This window comes from Nonomuraea gerenzanensis, from assembly GCF_020215645.1.
GTDB lineage: Bacteria > Actinomycetota > Actinomycetes > Streptosporangiales > Streptosporangiaceae > Nonomuraea > Nonomuraea gerenzanensis.
This window is the reverse complement of record NZ_CP084058.1, coordinates 9,493,237-9,510,913: the sequence shown is the minus strand read 5'-3', so window position 1 is coordinate 9,510,913 and position 17,677 is coordinate 9,493,237. Positions and strand designations below refer to the sequence as shown.

Below are 17,677 nucleotides of genomic sequence, written 5' to 3'. Positions count from 1 at the left end.
GCCTGGGTGGTCTGCTGGGTGCTCGGAGCGGCGCCGCACGCCGCGGTGACTACGGTAAGGGCTGCGGCAACGGTGGCCGCACGGGCGCGAGGTGTGAACACGACGCCTCCACTTTCCAGGGGGTGTGGCAAGAACGTAGGGGAACTTGTACAAACAAGCGAGCACCAGTTAGTCGCATCAATGTTGCTCTTTCGTGAATGGGAAGGATCGGGGATGGTTGCGCGCTATGAACGGATCGCCGATGAGTTGCGGGGCGAGATCCTGTCCGGCGCGCACCCGGTCGGCTCCCAGCTCCCCAGCGAGGCCGAGCTGGCGGAGCGGCACGGCGCGGCGCGCGGCACCGTCCGCCAGGCGATCGCCGTGCTGGCCGCCGAGGGGCTGGTCGGCTCCCGGCAGGGCGCCAGGCGGATCGTGCTCGGCAGGACGCGCAGCCAGAGCTTCGCCGAGTTGCACAGCTTCGCCCAGTGGGCACGCGCGAACGGTTACCGCTACGGTGGCCAGGTGATCGCCCAGCGCCGCAGGGCCGCACGGGGCCCCGAGTCAGCCAGGCTGGGCTCCTCGGAGGTGCTGGAGGTGCTGCGTGTGCGCACGCTGGAGAGCGAACCCGTGCTGCTGGAGCGGACGGTGTACGCGGAGTGGGTGGCCGGCGCGGTCGAGAAGCTGCCCGCCGACTGCGAGTCGGTTACCGAGGCGCTGTACGAATCCATCGGCCTGGTGTTCGCCTACGGTGAGCACCTCATCGACGCGGTCCCGGCGGGGGCCCAGGACGCCCGCCTGCTGGGGGTGCGCCGCGGCAGCCCGCTGCTGCGCCAGCGCAGGACCACCACCACCCACGAGGGCCGTCCCGTGGAGACCTCCGACGACCGTTACCGCGCAGGCAGCGTGGCTTTCAGCATCCGCAACTCGATCGGCGCGAACCCGCTCGTGCGGCACCCGGGCGACTTGCGTTTCGGCGCCGGAGAACATATGTTCGAGTCATAGCGCCCGTCTTCCCCCGGGTGGCTCAGCATACGGACCAGAGCCGCGGGGAGAAGCGATCTTGAGCAGACTCTATGGCGATCCGATAGAGGTGTGGACCAGGGACGGGGAGCCGACCCAGTTCGTCTGGCGCGACCGGCTCTATCTCGTCCGCCGCGTCCTCGACCAGTGGGTGGTCGCGCGCGAGTGGTGGAAGACCGGCGAGGGCGACCCCGGTGAGCGCCAGTTCTGGCGGGTGGAGGCCAGCCCCGGCCGCGAGGTCGGCTCCTACGAGCTGCGTTACGACACCGCCGGCAACGGCTGGTTGCTGATGAGGGCGTGGGACTGATGGCGCCCCCGTTCCCGCACCTCGACGTGAGCTCCGCCTACTCCATGCGCTACGGCACCGCCTTCCCGCGAGCGCTGGTGAGCCGCGCGGCGGAGCACGGGATGGACATCCTCGCCCTGACCGACCGCGACGGGCTCTACGGCGCGATCAAGCACGTCCAGGCGTGCGCGGACGCCGGCATCGCGCCGGTCGTCGGCGTGAACCTGGCGCTCGACGTGCCCGCCTCGGCCTTCACCCCGGTGCCGGGGGCGCGCACGCCGCGCCCGAGGACCGGCGCCGACGCCGAGGACCGCGTCACCGTGCTGGCCCGCGGCAAGGGCTGGTCGCGCCTGTGCCGCCTGGTCACGGCCGCGCACCACGTGGGGGAGCGCGGTGCGCCCAAGGTGACGCGCGAGCTGGTCGGCGAGTGGGCCGGCGGCCCGGGCGAGCACGGGTTCGGCGCGGAGGACGGGCTCGTGGTGCTGCTCGGCCCCAGGTCCGACGTGGGCCGCGCGGTGGCCGACCGGCGCGACGAGCACGCCATGGCGCTGCTCGGCAGGTGGCGCGCCGCCGTGCCCGGGGTGGTGATCGAGCTGGTCGACCAGTACGGCTTCCGCGACGCCACCACCGCCGTGCGCATGCTCAGCCTGGCCGAGACCATGGGCGTGCCCGCCGTCCTGACCAACGCCGTCCGCTACCTCGACCCCGCCGACCACCAGGTCGGCGACGTGCTCGACGCGGCCCGCCAGCTCGTCCCGCTGCACCCGCGCCACCTGGAGCGCACCACCTCCCACGCCTACCTCAAGAGCACCAAGGAGATGCGGCAGGTGGCGGCCAAGGTGTGCGGCGCCGACCAGGAGCGGGTGGGCAGGCTGCTGTTCACCACCAGGCGGCTGGCCGAGGCGTGCGCGATGGAGCCGCTCGACGTGCTCGCGCTGCGCAAGGACCCGCCGGGCCTGCACCTGCCGGAGATCGGCCGCGACCCCGTGCCGCTGCTGCGCCACCGGGTCGAGGACGGCCTGTTCAGGCGCGGCCTCGACCGCTCGGGCGAGGCCAGGCGGCGCCTGGACGACGAGATGGCCATCATCGAGCGCAAGCGCCTGTCCGGCTACTTCATCGCCGTGGCCGGCATCACGGACATGATCCGCGACAAGGGCATCCGCTGCGCCATCCGCGGCTCCGGGGCAGGCAGCCTGGTCAACTACCTCATCGGCATCGGCGAGGTGAACCCGCTCGACCACGGCCTGCTCATGGAGCGCTTCCTGTCGGAGGGCCGCATCGGCCTGCCCGACATCGACGTGGACGTCGAGTCGGCCCGCCGTCTCGACTGCTACCAGGCCATCTTCGACCGCTACGGCGAGTCCAGGGTGGCGTGCGTGTCCATGATGGAGACCTACCGGGCCCGCAGCGCCATCCGCGACGTCGCCGGGGCGATGGGCCTGCCGCCGCACGAGATCGACGCCATCGCCAAGGCGTTCCCGCACATCAGGGCCAAGCAGATCACCGCGTCCCTGGAGGACCTGCCCGAGCTGCGCGAGAGCCGGCTCGGCGAGGCCGGGCTCGACCGGGTGTTCCGGCTGGCCGAGAAGCTCGACGGGCTGCCCAGGCACATCGCGCTGCACCCGTGCGGCGTGCTGATCGGCAACGCCGGGCTGCGCGACCGCACGCCGGTGGAGCGCAGCCTGCTGGAGTTCCCGATGTCGCAGTTCGACAAGGACGACGTCGAGGAGGCCGGGCTGCTCAAGCTCGACGTGCTGGGCGTGCGGATGCAGTCGGCCCTGGCGTACGCGCTGAGCGAGGTCAAGCGCGTGGACGACGTCGTGATCGAGCTGGACACCCAGCAGGGCGACGACCCCGACGTCCAGTACGTGCCGCACGACGACCAGGACACCTACGACATGATCTGCGCCGCCCGCACCCTGGGCTGCTTCCAGATCGAGTCGCCCGGGCAGCGCGAGCTGGTGGCCAAGCTGGAGCCGCGCAGGATGCACGACCTGATCGTGGACATCTCGCTGTTCCGCCCGGGGCCGGTCAACTCCGACATGGTCACCCCGTACCTGGAGGCCAGGGGCGGGTGGCGGCAGCCGTACTATCCGCACGAGCGGCTGCGGGAGGCGCTGAGCGAGACGCACGGCGTCGTGGTCTTCCACGAGCAGGTGCTGAAGATCATCTCGGTGATGACCGGGCGCGACCTGTCCTACGCGGAGAAGCTGCGGCGCACGCTCGACACGCCGGAGGGGCGGGCCAGGGTCCGCCGGGCGTTCGTCCCGCTGGCCCAGGCCAACGGGTTCGACGACGCGGCCGTGGAGCGGGCCTGGCAGGTGCTGGACGCGTTCGGCTCGTTCGGGTTCTGCAAGGCGCACGCGGCGGCGTTCGCGCTGCCCACGTACCAGTCGGCCTGGCTCAAGCGGCACCACGCGGCGGCGTTCTTCGCCGGGGTGCTCACGCACGAGCCCGGCATGTACCCGCCGCGCGTCATCATCGACGAGGCCAGGCAGTGCGGGGTGCAGATCCTGCCGCTGGACATCAACAACTCGGGCAAGGACTGGCAGGTGGAGCGGCTCGGGCCGCGCGTCCAGGTCCGCGTGCGGCCCGCCGAGCTGGGCTCACCCGACGAGGCGCGGCGGCGGGTCAGAGACTTCAAGATCGGTGAGATCGGCAAGGGGTACGCGCTGCGGGTGCCGTTCTCGGCGATCAAGGGTGTGAGCGAGGCCGAGGTCGAACGCATGGTGGCGGGGCAGCCGTACACCTCGCTGGCCGACTTCTGGGACCGCGCCAGGCCCTCGCGGCCCATCATCGAGCGGATCGTCCAGGTCGGCGGCCTCGACGCGCTGCACGACCTGCACCCAGGCGACGGGCGCCGCTGGCGTCCCGGCGAGCTGACCAGACGCGACCTGATCGCCCAGGTCGGCGCGCTCGACCGGGCCTCGGCGATCGGCGTGCAGGCGGGCCCGCGCAAGTCCAGGCGCTACAACTCCCATCTGGATCTCTCCAGGGCCGCGGCTCCCCCGGCGGTGCAGCTCCCGCTCGGGTTCGGCGAGAGGGTGTCGCCGGGGGAGCTGCCCGAGATGACGGAGACGGAGATGGTCGAGGCCGAGCTGGAGATCCTCGGCATCGACGTCAGCCGGCACGTCGTCACCTTCCACGACGAACTGCTCGACGCGCTGGGAGTGGTGCGCTCCCGGGACCTGCTCGCCCAGCGCAACGGGGCGGAGATCCTGGTCGCCGGGGTCAAGGTGGCCACCCAGACCCCGGCGGTGCGCTCGGGCCAGCGCGTCATCTTCGCCACGCTCGACGACTCGACGGGGCCGATCGACCTGACGTTCTTCGAGTCGGTGCAGGGGCGGTGCGCGTCGATCGTGTTCGGCTCGTGGCTCATGCTGGCCAAGGGGGTGGTCCGGCGCACGGGGACCCGCGCGGTGTCGCTGCGGGCGGTCGACTGCTGGAACCTGGCCGATCTCGACGCGCTATGGCGCTCCCGGGGGATCGAGGCGGTGCGGGCCGTCATCGAGCGGACGCCGGAGGAGCTGGCGGGGGTCGGCGGGCGCACGATCGAGTACGCCAACGGCTTCCGCCTGTCGCCCTACTCGGACCTCGGCCCCGCCGTCACCACCAACCCGCCCAGGCAGCTCTGGCACGCCAGCCCGGGCAGCTCGGGCCCGACGGCGGCCTGACGGGCGGCTCAGCTCGTGCGCCCCACCGCCGTGGACCCCGGCGCGGCCTGCGGCGCCTGCGGCGAGAAGGTGTGCACGGTGCCGGCCTCGGCCGGACGGGCCGAGCGGGCCGCCCGCTGCAGCCGCGTCAGCTCCCGCACCGTGCAGGCACACAGCAGCGCGGCCACCGAGGCGCAGGCCAGCTCCGGCACCCCCACCCCCGTCAGGTCACCGGCGGAGGCGTCGAGCGGCAGCCGGATGGTCACCAGCGCGATCGTGGCCAGCCACGCCGCCCACCACCCCGCCAGCAGCGCCAGCCACCGCCCGCGCCGCCCGGCCGGCGGGCGGGTGCCGCGCCAGACCTCGTCGACCAGCACCGCCGGCGCGACCAGGTTGACGCCGGGCACCAGCCAGGCCGCCGCGACGGGAGCGGTCGCGGCGGAGCGGTCGTTGGCCTGCCTGGCGCGCACGAGCCAGGTCACGTAGGCGGCAGCGGCGGCGATCGTGGTGCCCGCCACCAGCATCATCAGCACCGCGAACATCGTCACCGCCCCCACCACGGCCTCGGCGTCGGCCCCCTGGGGCCGGCCGCCGAACGCGGCGAGCTCGGCGGCGAGGCGGCGCCCGCGGGACAGCTCGAAGCTCACGAGAGCGCCGAGGGAGAGGATCTGGGCGGTGAGCGTCAGGTAGACGGCAGAGGCGGCTCTGGTGGGCGATGCCTGGGTGTAGCGCACGTTGATCTCCCCCCGGGCCATGCGCTGAGGTTCTGATTCACTTGTATCCCGGCAGCCCCGCTGTTAATCAGCTCACCACGCCGGATTCCCACGCCCAAGCTGCGATTTCAACCCGATTGCGGACACCGAGCTTGGCCTGGATGCTGCCCAGATGCGTCTTGACCGTCGACAGCGACACGAACAGCTCGCCGGCCACCTCCTGGTTCGTCCGCCCCCTGGCCACCAGCCGGACGACGTCCAGCTCGCGCTCGGTCAGCGGGTCGTTGGCGGGGAGCGCGGCGGTCCTGCGCGGCTGGGCCAGGTGCTGCAGCAGCCGCACGGTGATCGACGGTGAGACCAGCGCGTCGCCCGCCGCCGCGGCCCTGACCGCCTCGATCAGCAGCGTGGGGCCGCTGTCCTTGAGCAGGAAGCCGGTGGCGCCGGAGCGCAGTGCGCCGTACACGTACTCGTCCAGGTCGAAGGTGGTGACGATGACCACCCGCAGCGGGTTCTCCACGCCGGGGCCCGCCAGCACGCGGGTCACCTCCAGCCCGTCGAGCTTGGGCATCCTGATGTCGAGCAGGCACACGTCCGGCCGCAGCCGCCTGGCCTCCGCCACGGCCTCGGCGCCGTCGGCGACCGCGGCCACGACCTCCATGTCCGGCTGGGCGTTCAGGATCATCTGGAAGCCGGTACGCACCAGTTGCTGGTCGTCTGCGATGAGAACCCGAATAGTCACGGGCTCAACTCTAAGGATCAGCCGTTCGGCTGAGGCCGGTATGGACGCACGGCCGATCCGCCGCCCCCCGCTCCGGCGGGAGCCTGGACGGCATGAACGACGTGCTTGTTGGACGAGCCCTGGCCAAACGGTTCGGGCAGACGGTCGCCCTGGGCGGCGTGGACATCGCGGTACGGGCGGGCGAAGCCGTGGCGATCATGGGGCCGAGCGGTTCCGGCAAGTCGACCCTGCTGCACTGCCTGGCCGGCATCATGAAGCCGGACGGGGGCGAGGTGCACCTGCTCGGCCAGCGCATCGACACCCTCGGCGAGCGCAAGCGCAGCGCGCTGCGCCGCACCAGGTTCGGCTTCGTCTTCCAGTTCGGCCAGCTCCTGCCCGAGCTGCCCGCCGAGGAGAACGTGGCGCTCCCGCTCATGCTGGGCGGCGTGCCGAGGCCCCAGGCCGTACGGCAGGCCCGCGAGTGGTTCGCCCCGCTCGGCCTGGCCTCCATGGAGTCGAGGCGGCCCGGCGAGCTGTCCGGCGGCCAGGCGCAGCGGGTGGCCATCGCCAGGGCGCTGGTCACCAGGCCGGCCGTGGTCTTCGCCGACGAGCCCACGGGGGCGCTCGACCAGCAGACCGGGCAGGAGACGATGCGGCTGCTGGTGGAGGCCACCAAGCACAACGACGCGAGCCTGATCGTCGTCACCCACGACCCGAACGTGGCCGCCTGGTGCGACCGCACGGTCGAGGTCCGCGACGGCCGGCTGCCGGCGCGGGAGCCCGGGGTGTTCGCGTGAACCTCGACCTGACCTGGCGGCTGCTCAGGGGCGGCGGGCGCAAGGGCATGCTGGGCACCTGGCTCACGCTGGGCGCCGTCGCGGTGGCCACGGCGCTGCTGCTGTTCGCCGTGGCCGCGAACTCCGCCTTCCAGGCCAGGGCCGAGCGCGGCGCCTGGCGCAACCCGGTCCCGGCCGTGTCCGGCGCCGCCGTGGCCGTCGAGGCCTCGCGCTTCGACTTCGTCCGCGACCGCACCATCACCGTCGTCGACCTGGCCGCCCTGCCGGGCAGGAAGCCGGCGCCGCCGCCCGGGATGCCGCGCTTCCCCGCGCCCGGCGAGGTGTGGTTGTCACCGGCCCTGGCCGCGCTGGCGAAGGAACTGCCCGCCGCAGAGCTGGCCGGTCGCTATCCGGACACCGAGGGCGTGCTCGGCGACGAGGCGCTCGTCCATCCGGACGAGCTGGTCGCGGTCGTCGGCCAGGAGCCGGACGCCCCGGCCATGACCGCAGAGCGGACCGACGACTGGATCATCGCCAAGCCGCCCGTCAAGGTCGCGAGCCTGGCCGGGCAGCCGAGCGAGGACGCGGAGGCGTACCAGGCGCTCTCGCTCGTCGCCAGCGTGCTGATGGTGGTGCCGCTGCTGGTGTTCGGGGGCGCGGCGGCCCGGCTCACGGTGGCCAGGCGCGACCAGCGGCTGGCTGCGCTGCGCCTGATCGGGGCGACACCGGGGCAGGTGGTCGCGATGACCGTGGCGGAGGCGGTGATGGTCGCGCTGGCCGGCGCGCTGGCGGGGGCCGTCGTCTTCGCCCTGGCCGTGCCGCTGCTGGCCAGGATCGAGATGCAGGGCGGGCCGTGGTTCGCCGCCGACCTGCTTCCCGGGCCGCTCGCGCTGGCCGGAGTGCTGGTCGCGGTGCCGCTGCTGGTGGGGCTGTCGGCGGTGGCGGGCCTGCGGCGGGTCGTGGTGAGCCCGCTCGGCGTGGCCAAGCGGGAGACGCCGCCCGCCATGCGGTTCGTCCGGGTGCTCGCCCTGCTGGCGGTGCTGGCCGCGTTCCCGGTCATGACCAGGGGCACCAGCGTGGCGATCGTGGCGGTGGCGCTGGCTCTGGCGTTCCTGTGCGTCAACCTGGTGGGGCCGTGGGTGGTCGGCGTGATCGGCCGGATCACGGCGGCGAGCGCGCGGGGGCCCGCCCGGCTGCTCGCCGGCCGCCGGCTCGTGGACGACCCGCGCTCCGCCTGGCGCACGGTGAGCGGCGTGGCGCTGACCGGCTTCGTGGCCGGCTTCCTCGGCCTGCTCAGCCCGTCGGGGTTCGGCGCCGAGGTGACGGGGCCGCCCCAGCTCCGGGTCACCGCGCCCGCGGGCCAGGTCGGGCAGGTGAGCGCGCAGGCCCGCGAACGACTGCGCGCGGCGGGCGTGACGGCCACGGTGCGGCCCGTCAAGGACGTGGTGGTCGCGGCGCTGGGCAGCACCGCCGACGCGGCCACCGTGGACCGGGCCCGCACCGCGCTGGCCGGCCTCGTGCCGGGCCGCACGCCGACCACCGAGCGCGACGACCGGCGGTTCGGCATAGACCTCCTGGCCGACGTGCGGGTGGGCACGATCGTGGTGCTGTCGGTGTCGTTCCTGGTGGCCGTCGCCAGCGCGGGGATCACGGCCGCGTCGTCGATCCTGGACCGGCGGCAGACGTACGGGCTGCTGCGCCTGGCGGGCACGCCGCTGGAGGTGCTCGACCGGGCCCGCCGCACCGAGACGCTCGTCCCGCTGACGGTCATGGGCGGCGGGGCGATCCTGGTGGGGGCGTTCTGCGCGGTGCCGTTCATGATCGGCGGCATGAACGTGGCCGGCACGCTCACGCTGGCGGGCTGCGTCGTGGCGGGCTTCGCCGGGGTGATCGCGGCGGGCGCGCTGAGCCGCCCGCTGCTCCGCTCGGTCACCGCCGACCCGGCGCCCCGCCCCGACTAGCCTTCCTCCGCTAACCGAGAACGAGGTCGCGGACGAGCTTCAGGGACGGCTCGTCCCGCACCCCCATGACGAGCAGGCTGGTGACCGGGCTGCGGTGCCACAGCTCCAGCCGCTCCTTGATCCGGCCGGGCGGGCCGACGAGCGAGATGCCGTCGGCCAGCTCGTCCGGGATCGCCCGGAACGCCTCGTCCTTGCGCCCCGCCAGGTACAGCGCCTGGATGTGCTCGGCCGCCTCGGCGTAGCCCATCCGGCCGATGATGTCGGCGTGGAAGTTGCGCTGCCTGGCGCCCATGCCGCCGATGTAGAGCGTCAGCATCGTCTTGACCACGTCGAGGGCGCCCCGAAGGTCGTCGGAGATCAGCACCATCACCATGGCCGCCACGTCGAAGCCCGGCTCGGCGCCGGACAGCGCCTCGCCGTACATCTCCTCGATCTTCTCGGGGAACGCGAACAGCGGCAGCCAGCCCTGCGCCACCTCGGCGGCCAGCGCCACGTTCTTCGGTCCTTCCGCCCCGAGATAGAGGGGGATGTCCGCGCGGAGCGGATGCGTGATGGACTTGAGCGGTTTGCCCAGCCCGCCGGGCAGCGGCAGCGGGTAGTGCTCGCCGTCGCTGGTCACCGGCTCCTCGCGGCGCCACACCTTGCGCATGATCTCGACGTACTCGCGCGTCCTGGCCAGCGGCCTGGCGAACGGCTGGCCGTACCAGCCCTCCACCACCTGCGGCCCTGAGGCGCCCACGCCCAGCAGCAGCCGGCCGCCGGTCAGATGGTCGAGGGTCATCGCGGTCATCGCGGTCGTGACCGGTGGCCGGGCGGAGATCTGGGCGATCGAGGTGCCCAGCTTGATGCGGGACGTACGGGCGCCGTACCAGGCCAGCGGGGTGAAGACGTCGCTGCCGTACGCCTCGGCCGTCCACACCGAGTCGTAGCCGAGCCGCTCGGCCGCCAGGACCGATTCGGTTGCGTCGTCGGCGTTGCGCTGCCAGTAGCCGAGGTTCAGACCGAGCTTCATGGGGACACCTCCGGAATTAAGTTCTATTACGGCCGGGGATGCCCCAAGTGTCAATGGAGGATCTTCCGGGGTAGTCACACTCTGTGCTCAAGGTCCTCTGTCGGCTCGCCTGCCTGCTGCTTCTGCTGCCGGCGGCCGAGCCCACGATCGCGCAGGGCGACTCCCGGCCGAACATCGTCCTCATCCTGGCCGACGACCTGGAGACCGGCACCCTGCCGCTCTTCCCGAACATCTCGCGGCACCTGGTGGGCCAGGGCGCCTCGTTCGACCGCTTCTTCGTGACGAACTCCTGGTGCTGCCCCTCCAGGGCGTCGATCCTGCGCTCCCAGCACGTCCACAGTCACGGCGTGCTGACCAACACCGCTCCCGAGGGGGGTTTCGACCGCTTCCACACCTCGAATCTGGAACGTTCCACGGTCGGCACCTGGATGCAGCAGGCCGGCTACCGCACCGGCCTGATGGGCAAGTTCCTCAACCACTATCCGGGGGAGACGGCCGAGGAGACGTACGTGCCGCCCGGCTGGGACGAGTGGGCCGTGCCGGTGCGCAAGCTCTACGACGAGTACGGCTACCGCCTCAACGAGAACGGCGTGCCGCGCGACTACGGCTGGGAGGAGGAGGACTACCTGTCCGACGTGCTGGCCCGCAAGGCCCGCGACTTCATCACGGACTCCGACGAGCCGTTCTTCCTCTACCTGGCCCCGATCGGCCCGCACAACCCGGCCAACCCCGCCCACCGGCACGCGCACGCCTTCCCGCTGGCCATGGTGCCGCGTACCCCGTCGTTCAACCAGACGGACGTCAGCAACGAGCCGCTGTGGCTGCGCGACAGGCCCGCGCTCGGCCTGGACGCCCAGGCCGACGTGGACGAGCACTACCGCAGGCGGCTGCGCGCCATGCTCGGCGTGGACGACCTCGTCGGCTCGGTGATCGACGCCCTGCGGGAGAGCGGCGAGCTGGACGACACCTACGTCTTCTTCACCTCCGACAACGGCTTCCACCTCGGCACGCACCGCCTCAAGCAGGGCAAGACCACCCCGTTCGAGGAGGCCGTCAGGGTCCCCATGGTGGTGCGCGGGCCGGGCGTCACGGCCGGCTTGACGGTCGCGCACCTGGGGGCCACCATCGACCTCGCGCCGACCTTCGCCGAGCTGGGCGGGGCCACGATGCCGGCGTTCGCGGAGGGCCGCTCGCTGGTGCCGCTGCTGCGCGGCAGACCGCCCTCACAGTGGCGCAGGCACGTGCTGGTGGAGTTCACCCGGCCGGCCAACAGGTCGTCGGCCGCCCAGACGCCCGTGCCCGCCTACCAGGCGCTGCGCACCGAGCAGTACACCTATGTCAAGTACGAGACGGGGGAGCGGCAGCTCTACGACCTGACCACCGATCCCTACCAGCTCAGCAACCTGGCGGCGACCGCGGACCCCGGGCTGATCACCGCGCTGGACCGGCGGCTGGCGGCCATGGCCGCGTGCTCGGGGGCGAGCTGCCGCCAGGCCGACAGTCAGGGCTAGCGGAACAACGACGGGTAGGCGTGCGCGAGATGCTCCGACACGGCTCGCGTCGCCTCGCCCGCCTCGCCCCGCTCGATGGCCTCCAGGATGCGTACGTGGTCCGCCCGCAGGACCGACGTGTCACCCAGCCGTTGCACCGCCTCCACCGAGTACCTGCGCATCGAGTCGCGCAGCGAGCGCATGATGGCGGCGATCAGCCGGTTGCCCGAGGCGTCGGCGATCGCGCAGTGAAAGGCCGTGTCGTGCTCGACGAACTCCTCGGCCGTCCGCGCCCCGTCCATCCCGGCCAGCGCGGCGGCCAGGGCGGAGGTGTCGGCGCCGGCGGTGGCGGCCTGGGCGGCGGCCCACTGCTCGATCATGTGCCGGGTGTCGATGACCTCGCGCATCTCCAAAGTGGCCAGGCCGAGGTGCAGCCGCAGCAGGTCGGTCAGCGCCGAGTCGGGGCGCGAGGTGAGCACGGCGCCGGCGTCGGGGCCCCGGCCGACCTGGGAGGAGACCACGCCGAGGGTCTCCAGCACGCGCATCGCCTCGCGTACCGAGGAGCGGCTGACGCCGAGCTGCTCGGCGAGCTGGCGCTCGGCGGGCAGGCGGTCGCCCACGGTGAGGCCGTCCTCGGCGATGCGCCGCTCGATCTGAGCGAGTACGTCCTCGAACGTCCGCGTCCGCTTGACGGGACGCCAGCCGGTGTCCTCCACCTCGGAGCCTCCTCATGCTGGCCGGAAACGTTGTGGTTCGATATGGTCTGACCATACTGTGGTCGGACCATACTTCGGAAGGAGGGCCGTGCGAGTCGCCCTGTTCATCACGTGCGTGAACGACACGCTCTTCCCGGGCACCGGCAAGGCCGTGGTGTCGCTCCTGCGCAGGCTCGGCTGCGACGTGGACTTTCCCGCCGCCCAGACGTGCTGCGGGCAGATGCACGTCAACACCGGCTACCGGGAGGAGGGTGTGCGGCTGGCCCGGCACTTCACCGAGGTGTTCGCCGGTTACGACGCGGTCGTGGCGCCGTCGGGGTCGTGCGCGGCCATGGTGCGCGAGCAGTACCCGAAGCTGGCCAAGCCGGGCAGCAGGGGAGCGGCGGCGATCGCGGAGGTCACGCCGAAGGTGTACGAGCTGTCGGAGTTCCTGATCGACGTGCTCAAGGTCCAGGACGTCGGCGCCTATTTCCCGCACCGGGTGACCTATCACCCGACGTGCCACTCGCTGCGCGGCCTGCACCTGGGCGACCGGCCCACCAGGCTGCTGCGGAACGTGCGCGGCCTGGAGCTGGTGCCGCTGCCCGGCGCGGAGGAGTGCTGCGGCTTCGGCGGCACGTTCGCGGTCAAGAACCCGGCGGTCTCCGCCGCGATGGGCGCCGACAAGACCCGCAGCATCATGGACACCGGGGCCGAGGTGCTGTGCGCGGCCGACAACTCCTGCCTCATGCACATCGGCGGCACCCTGAGCCGCCAGCAGACCGGCGTCAGGACCATGCACCTGGCCGAGATCCTCGCCTCGACGGAGGAAGCCCAATGAGCGCGACATTCATCGGCATGCCAGGAAATTTCCCGCAGAACTCGAAAAAGGCCGTACAGAACTCGCAGCTCCGCTTCAACCTCCGCAAGGCCACCCACACCATTCGCGGCAAGCGGGCGAGCGTCGTCGGCGAGCTGCCCGACTGGCAGGAGCTGCGCGCCGCCGGCAAGGCCATCAAGGACCACACGCTGCACCATCTCGACCGCTACCTGCTCCAGCTGGAGGAGGCGGTCACCCGGGCGGGCGGCACCGTCCACTGGGCCAGGGACGCCGCCGAGGCCAACCGCATCGTGACGGACCTGGTCAAGGCCACCGGCGAGACCGAGGTCGTCAAGGTCAAGTCGATGGCCACCCAGGAGATCGAGCTCAACCAGGCGCTGGCGGCGCACGGCATCACCGCGTACGAGACGGACCTGGCCGAGCTGATCGTCCAGCTCGGCGACGACTTCCCCAGTCACATCCTGGTCCCCGCGATCCACCGCAACCGGTCGGAGATCCGCGAGATCTTCCTCGACAAGATGCCGCACGTCACCCCCGACCTCACCGACGACCCGCCCGCTCTGGCCGAGGCCGCCCGGCTGCACCTGCGCGAGCGGTTCCTCAGGAGCAAGGTCGCGATCTCCGGCGCCAACTTCATGGTGGCCGAGACCGGCACGCTGGTCGTGCTGGAGTCCGAGGGCAACGGCCGGATGTGCCTGACCCTGCCCGAGACCCTGATCAGCGTCGTCGGCATCGAGAAGCTGCTGCCCTCCTGGCGGGACCTGGAGGTCTTCCTCCAGCTCCTGCCCAGAAGCTCCACGGGCGAGCGGATGAACCCGTACACGAGCATGTGGACCGGCGCCACCGAGGGCCAGGACTTCCACCTGGTGCTGCTCGACAACGGCCGCACCGACGTGCTCGCCGACGAGGTGGGCCGCCAGGCGCTGCGCTGCATCCGCTGCTCGGCCTGCCTGAACGTGTGCCCCGTGTACGAGCGCGCGGGCGGCCACGCGTACGGCTCGGTCTACCCCGGCCCCATCGGCGCGATCCTCACCCCGCAGCTCAGGGGCATGTCCTCGGAGCTGGACGCCTCGCTGCCGTTCGCCTCCAGCCTCTGCGGAGCCTGCTACGAGGCCTGCCCGGTGGCCATCGACATCCCCGAGGTGCTGGTGGACCTGCGGGCCAAGGCGCCGCACGCGGCGGCGGAGCGGGCCGGCATGAAGGTGGCCGGCTGGATACTCAACGACCACCAGCGGCTGGCCAAGGCGCAGCGCGCGGCCACCCGCGTACGCAAGCTGGTGCCGAAGCGGCTGCCCGGCCCGCTGTCGGCGTGGACGGACACCCGGGACATCCCCGAGATTCCCGAAGAATCCTTCAGAGACTGGTGGGAGCGGAATGAGCGCGCGTGAGGAGATCCTCGCCAGGGTCCGCAAGGCCGTCGCCGGGGCGGGGGACGTGGAGATCCCCCGGCGCTACCGGACAGAACGGCAGGTCGAGGACCTGGTCGGGCTGTTCGCCGAGCGGGTGGACGACTACCGGGCGATCGTGCACGTGGTCCCGGCGGCCGGGCTGGCCGCCAAGATCGACGAGTGCCTCGGCGAGCGGCGCATGATCGTCCCCGACGGCTTCGACCGGGCGGGCGGCTGGGACGACCTCGACACCGCCGACGGCGTGATCACGAACTGCGCCGTCGGCATCGCCGAGACCGGCACCATCGTCCTCGACCACGGCCCCGGCCAGGGCACCAGGGCCCAGACCCTGGTCCCCGACTACCACCTGTGCGTGGTGCGGGCCGACCAGATCGTGGCGGGCGTGCCGGAGGCCGTGGCCAGGCTCGACCCGTCGCGTCCGCTCACCTGGATCAGCGGCCCCTCGGCCACCAGCGACATCGAGCTGAACCGGGTCGAGGGCGTGCACGGCCCCCGCACCCTGGAAGTGGTCATCAGTACCTGAGCACCGCCGCCACGTCCTCGACGGCGTCGGTGAACCACAGCTCGGCGTCCGTCATGGCGGCCGCCCTGGCCAGCGCGGAGTCGGAGCGCTCCTGGACGGGCTCCTCCACGCCCCATCGCTGCAGCTCGCCCCGGTCGGTGGCGAGCTGCGTGCCGCCCTCCCCGATCCACACGGGGTGGGGCAGCTCGCCGGGCAGCAGCAGCGCGTGCACCCGGCCCTCGCGCAGCGCCTGCGAGACCCGCGCCATGCCGGTGGGGCCGGCGGCTTCCTGGTGGCGTTCGAGCAGCTCGGCCCGCTTGCGGTCCAGCCAGTCGTCGAGCGCCTGCTCCACGTCCTGCTCGAAGCGGCCGTGGTCGTCGCGGCTGCCGTGCTCCACCATCGCCACCCGGTCGGCCGACTTGGTGCCGAGGTGGTGCAGCAGGTAAGAGCGCGACTTCGGCTCGCCCGCGACCAGGACCAGCTCCGCGCCGATCCGGCGCACCTGCTCGTCGACCTCGTGGGCCACGGCCACCGCGTTCTTCTCCCAGGCCTCGTCCACGGCCCGCTCGTACCGCTTCTGCGACCAGCCGCCCTGGGCGGTCTTCTGCAGCGGCCAGGCGGTGGCCTCGACGGTGGCCCGGCGCGGCGCCCCGCCCCCGAACACGGTCACCTCCGCGCCCGCGTGGTCCACGATGACCCGCAGGTGCGGCACGTTCTCGCCGCGCCGCATCAGCAGCGGCGTGACGTGCGGCAGCGGCGTCCAGGTGGCCAGCTCGGACGGCGCCTCGCGCAGCGACTCGGCCAGCACCACCTCACCGTGCGTGGCGAACAGCGCCCGCCCGGCGGCGGCGCCGAGGGCCTGCTCCTCCAGCGCGTCCATGGTCGCCTTGTCCACCGGGCCGCGGTGCCCGTTGAGCCGGTCGCGCATGCCGCGCCAGTGGGACTCCCGTTCGGGGCCGGTGAGCGCGCCCAGGTAGACCGACGCGTACGGGCCGCGCCGCTCGTACAGCGGCCGGATGAAGTCGAGCCGCACCGCTCACCACCTCCGCTTCTCCACGCCGATGCCGAGCGCCTTGGCGAGGTCGGCCATGTTCGTGTAGCTGCGCTCGGGCAGGGACTCGACCAGGTCGATCACCTGGTCGGGCGCGCCCTCGCGGCGGGCGCGGGCCAGCAGTTCGCGCTTGGACGAGGGCCAATGGGTGTCGCTCAGCCACTTGGCGAGGTCGCTGCGGAGGTTCACGTCCCGCTGCGTCATGCCTTCCGGGACACCGGGCTCGTGACCTGGCGCGTACGTCTGAAGCGACTCCTCTCCGGGCGCCGGCATGGCCTCGGGTTCCTTCCACTCCTCGGCATGCGTCGTGCCGCCACCGCGAACCATGCCCTCGGTCTCGTGCTTCTGCTCGTTGTCGAGACGGGGGCCGTGCTTGTCGCTTCCACGTTCCATCATCAGCCTCACTCCTCTCAATCCGCCCCTACCCCCGCTTTCGTGGGCAAACATCGCCACTGTGTACCCTCCACAGCGTGTTCGATCCCGACGTGAGCATCGCCACGGAACGGCTTGCGCTCCGGCCGTTCGGCCCCAAGGACACCCTCCGCGTCCGCTCCATCGTGCAGTCCGGCACCCGCTTCCTGCCGCCGGGCGCGCCCGCCAGGGTCTCGGGGATCGCCCCCTGGCTGATGCACGGTGTGCACGAGCTGCGCCGCTCCGGCCAGGGCATCCACCTGGCCATGACCGACGCCGAGGGCGTCATCGTCGGGGCGATCAGCCTGTTCAAGACGTCGTGGAGCGCGGGCACGACCGAGGTCGGGTACGGCGTCCACCCCCTCTACCGGGGCCGCGGCTTCGCCACCGAGGCCCTGCGCGGCCTGACGGACTGGGCGTTCGAGAGCATGGGGCTGCGCAGGATCGACCTGACCGCCAGGCTGGACAACCTCGCCTCGCTCCGCGTCGCCTGCAAAGCGGGCTTCACCTGGGAAGGCGTGGTGCGCGACGCGGTCGTGGACGAGGACGGCGCGCACGACCTCGTCCTGTTCGGCCTGCTGCACTACGACAGCCGCGTGCCGGCCGCCGCCCTGGCCAAGGCCGAGCTGCGCACCCAGCGGCTGCTGCTGCGCAGGCAACTGCCCGAGGACGCCGCCGACGTGGCCACCACCGGCGCCGACCCGCTGACCCAGCGGTTCACCGGCGTGCCACGCGACTACACGGCCGAGCACGCGCGCGCCTACGTCGCCCACGCCGAGCGCAGGTGGATCAGGGGCGTCGGCGTCGCCTGGACGGCCACCGAACTGGCGAGCGGCCGCTACGTGGTCAACGTGGACCTGCGCGACCTCGACTGGAGTGGCAGGACGGCCGAGGTCGGCTACATGACGGCGCCCTGGGCCAGAGGCAGGGGCTACGCGGGCGAGGCCGTCGAGGCGGTCGCCCGCTGGCTGTTCGAGCGGCACGGCTTCAGCCGGCTCCAGCTCCGCGTCTCCCCGGCCAACACCGCCTCCCAGCGGGTCGCGGAGAAGGCCGGTTTCGTCCGGGAAGGGCTGGCCCGCGCCTCGATCGCCGGCGAGGACATGATCGTCTACAGCCTCGTCCCGTCGGACCTGGCCTGAGGGCACACCGGAATGGCCCCG

16 protein-coding genes are annotated in these 17,677 nt (G+C 72.4%); 10 read left to right on the top strand and 6 right to left on the bottom strand.

Going from position 1 to position 17,677, the window contains the following annotated elements; translation table 11 throughout:
* Window positions 1–213 precede the first annotated feature (213 nt).
* From LCN96_RS44185 to LCN96_RS44175, 3 genes are read left to right on the top strand one after another with little or no spacing between them, the layout of a single operon-like run.
* On the top strand, window positions 214–981 hold the full coding sequence (locus tag LCN96_RS44185; RefSeq protein ID WP_225268366.1) for a GntR family transcriptional regulator: 768 nt from the start codon (window positions 214–216) through the stop codon (window positions 979–981).
* A 58-nt stretch (window positions 982–1,039) separates the two neighbouring features.
* Window positions 1,040–1,306, top strand: coding sequence for a DUF6504 family protein (locus LCN96_RS44180; protein ID WP_187414801.1), 267 nt, complete (start codon window positions 1,040–1,042; stop codon window positions 1,304–1,306).
* Window positions 1,306–4,959: a DNA polymerase III subunit alpha gene (locus LCN96_RS44175; RefSeq protein WP_225268365.1), complete on the top strand. Its 3,654-nt coding sequence runs from the start codon at window positions 1,306–1,308 to the stop codon at window positions 4,957–4,959. Before LCN96_RS44180 ends, LCN96_RS44175 begins: the two co-directional genes overlap by 1 nt.
* Window positions 4,960–4,967: 8 nt before the next feature.
* Here LCN96_RS44175 and LCN96_RS44170 read toward each other — a convergent pair whose 3' ends face one another.
* A complete protein-coding gene (locus tag LCN96_RS44170; protein WP_225268364.1) occupies window positions 4,968–5,693 on the bottom strand; it encodes a DUF4328 domain-containing protein in 726 nt (241 codons plus the stop codon).
* A 46-nt stretch (window positions 5,694–5,739) separates the two neighbouring features.
* Window positions 5,740–6,390, bottom strand: coding sequence for a response regulator (locus LCN96_RS44165; RefSeq protein ID WP_225268363.1), 651 nt, complete (start codon window positions 6,388–6,390; stop codon window positions 5,740–5,742).
* Between the two features lie 92 nt (window positions 6,391–6,482).
* On the opposite strand from LCN96_RS44165, the gene LCN96_RS44160 reads away from it, so the two are divergent.
* The gene (locus tag LCN96_RS44160) at window positions 6,483–7,166 is read left to right on the top strand and encodes an ABC transporter ATP-binding protein (RefSeq protein WP_225268362.1); all 684 of its coding nucleotides are present in this window, start codon (window positions 6,483–6,485) and stop codon (window positions 7,164–7,166) included.
* The gene (locus LCN96_RS44155) at window positions 7,163–9,106 is read left to right on the top strand and encodes an FtsX-like permease family protein (RefSeq protein WP_225268361.1); all 1,944 of its coding nucleotides are present in this window, start codon (window positions 7,163–7,165) and stop codon (window positions 9,104–9,106) included. Before LCN96_RS44160 ends, LCN96_RS44155 begins: the two co-directional genes overlap by 4 nt.
* A 10-nt stretch (window positions 9,107–9,116) precedes the next feature.
* Here LCN96_RS44155 and LCN96_RS44150 read toward each other — a convergent pair whose 3' ends face one another.
* On the bottom strand, window positions 9,117–10,118 hold the full coding sequence (locus LCN96_RS44150) for an LLM class F420-dependent oxidoreductase (protein ID WP_225268360.1): 1,002 nt from the start codon (window positions 10,116–10,118) through the stop codon (window positions 9,117–9,119).
* 83 nt (window positions 10,119–10,201) lie between these two features.
* Between LCN96_RS44150 and LCN96_RS44145 the strand changes: the two genes are divergently transcribed.
* Window positions 10,202–11,629 (top strand): sulfatase family protein, encoded by a 1,428-nt coding sequence (locus LCN96_RS44145; protein WP_225268359.1) that lies wholly within the window; start codon window positions 10,202–10,204, stop codon window positions 11,627–11,629.
* Here the strand turns inward: LCN96_RS44145 and LCN96_RS44140 are convergent.
* Window positions 11,626–12,324 carry a FadR/GntR family transcriptional regulator gene (locus tag LCN96_RS44140; RefSeq protein WP_225268358.1) on the bottom strand — a complete coding sequence of 233 codons (699 nt, stop codon included), beginning with the start codon at window positions 12,322–12,324 and terminating at the stop codon, window positions 11,626–11,628. The genes LCN96_RS44145 and LCN96_RS44140 overlap by 4 nt on opposite strands.
* An 88-nt stretch (window positions 12,325–12,412) precedes the next feature.
* On the opposite strand from LCN96_RS44140, the gene LCN96_RS44135 reads away from it, so the two are divergent.
* The 3 genes from LCN96_RS44135 to LCN96_RS44125 are packed head-to-tail and all read left to right on the top strand — an operon-like array spanning window position 12,413 to window position 15,076.
* Complete coding sequence (locus tag LCN96_RS44135) at window positions 12,413–13,144, top strand: (Fe-S)-binding protein (RefSeq protein ID WP_225268357.1); 732 nt, start codon at window positions 12,413–12,415, stop codon at window positions 13,142–13,144.
* Window positions 13,141–14,532 (top strand): lactate utilization protein B, encoded by a 1,392-nt coding sequence (locus tag LCN96_RS44130; RefSeq protein WP_225268356.1) that lies wholly within the window; start codon window positions 13,141–13,143, stop codon window positions 14,530–14,532. Before LCN96_RS44135 ends, LCN96_RS44130 begins: the two co-directional genes overlap by 4 nt.
* A complete protein-coding gene (locus LCN96_RS44125; RefSeq protein ID WP_225268355.1) occupies window positions 14,519–15,076 on the top strand; it encodes a LutC/YkgG family protein in 558 nt (185 codons plus the stop codon). The genes LCN96_RS44130 and LCN96_RS44125 overlap by 14 nt, the downstream gene beginning before the upstream one ends.
* Here LCN96_RS44125 and LCN96_RS44120 read toward each other — a convergent pair.
* Both LCN96_RS44120 and LCN96_RS44115 read right to left on the bottom strand, forming a co-directional pair.
* Window positions 15,066–16,088 carry a baeRF2 domain-containing protein gene (locus tag LCN96_RS44120; protein WP_225268354.1) on the bottom strand — a complete coding sequence of 341 codons (1,023 nt, stop codon included), beginning with the start codon at window positions 16,086–16,088 and terminating at the stop codon, window positions 15,066–15,068. The genes LCN96_RS44125 and LCN96_RS44120 overlap by 11 nt on opposite strands.
* 3 nt (window positions 16,089–16,091) lie before the next feature.
* Complete coding sequence (locus LCN96_RS44115; protein ID WP_225268353.1) at window positions 16,092–16,502, bottom strand: DUF2795 domain-containing protein; 411 nt, start codon at window positions 16,500–16,502, stop codon at window positions 16,092–16,094.
* Window positions 16,503–16,576: 74 nt separating this feature from the next.
* Between LCN96_RS44115 and LCN96_RS44110 the strand changes: the two genes are divergently transcribed.
* Window positions 16,577–17,656 carry a GNAT family N-acetyltransferase gene (locus LCN96_RS44110; protein ID WP_225268352.1) on the top strand — a complete coding sequence of 360 codons (1,080 nt, stop codon included), beginning with the start codon at window positions 16,577–16,579 and terminating at the stop codon, window positions 17,654–17,656.
* Window positions 17,657–17,677: the final 21 nt, after the last annotated feature.

Bases quoted from the DNA above. Each gene is read 5' to 3' on its own strand.
- LCN96_RS44185 (WP_225268366.1), top strand. From the start codon at position 214: ATGGTTGCGCGCTATGAACGGATCGCCGATGAGTTGCGGGGCGAGATC.
- LCN96_RS44175 (WP_225268365.1), top strand. From the start codon at position 1,306: ATGGCGCCCCCGTTCCCGCACCTCGACGTGAGCTCCGCCTACTCCATG.
- LCN96_RS44170 (WP_225268364.1), bottom strand. From the start codon at position 5,693: ATGGCCCGGGGGGAGATCAACGTGCGCTACACCCAGGCATCGCCCACC.
- LCN96_RS44160 (WP_225268362.1), top strand. From the start codon at position 6,483: ATGAACGACGTGCTTGTTGGACGAGCCCTGGCCAAACGGTTCGGGCAG.
- LCN96_RS44150 (WP_225268360.1), bottom strand. From the start codon at position 10,118: ATGAAGCTCGGTCTGAACCTCGGCTACTGGCAGCGCAACGCCGACGAC.
- LCN96_RS44130 (WP_225268356.1), top strand. From the start codon at position 13,141: ATGAGCGCGACATTCATCGGCATGCCAGGAAATTTCCCGCAGAACTCG.
- LCN96_RS44125 (WP_225268355.1), top strand. From the start codon at position 14,519: ATGAGCGCGCGTGAGGAGATCCTCGCCAGGGTCCGCAAGGCCGTCGCC.
- LCN96_RS44115 (WP_225268353.1), bottom strand. From the start codon at position 16,502: ATGATGGAACGTGGAAGCGACAAGCACGGCCCCCGTCTCGACAACGAG.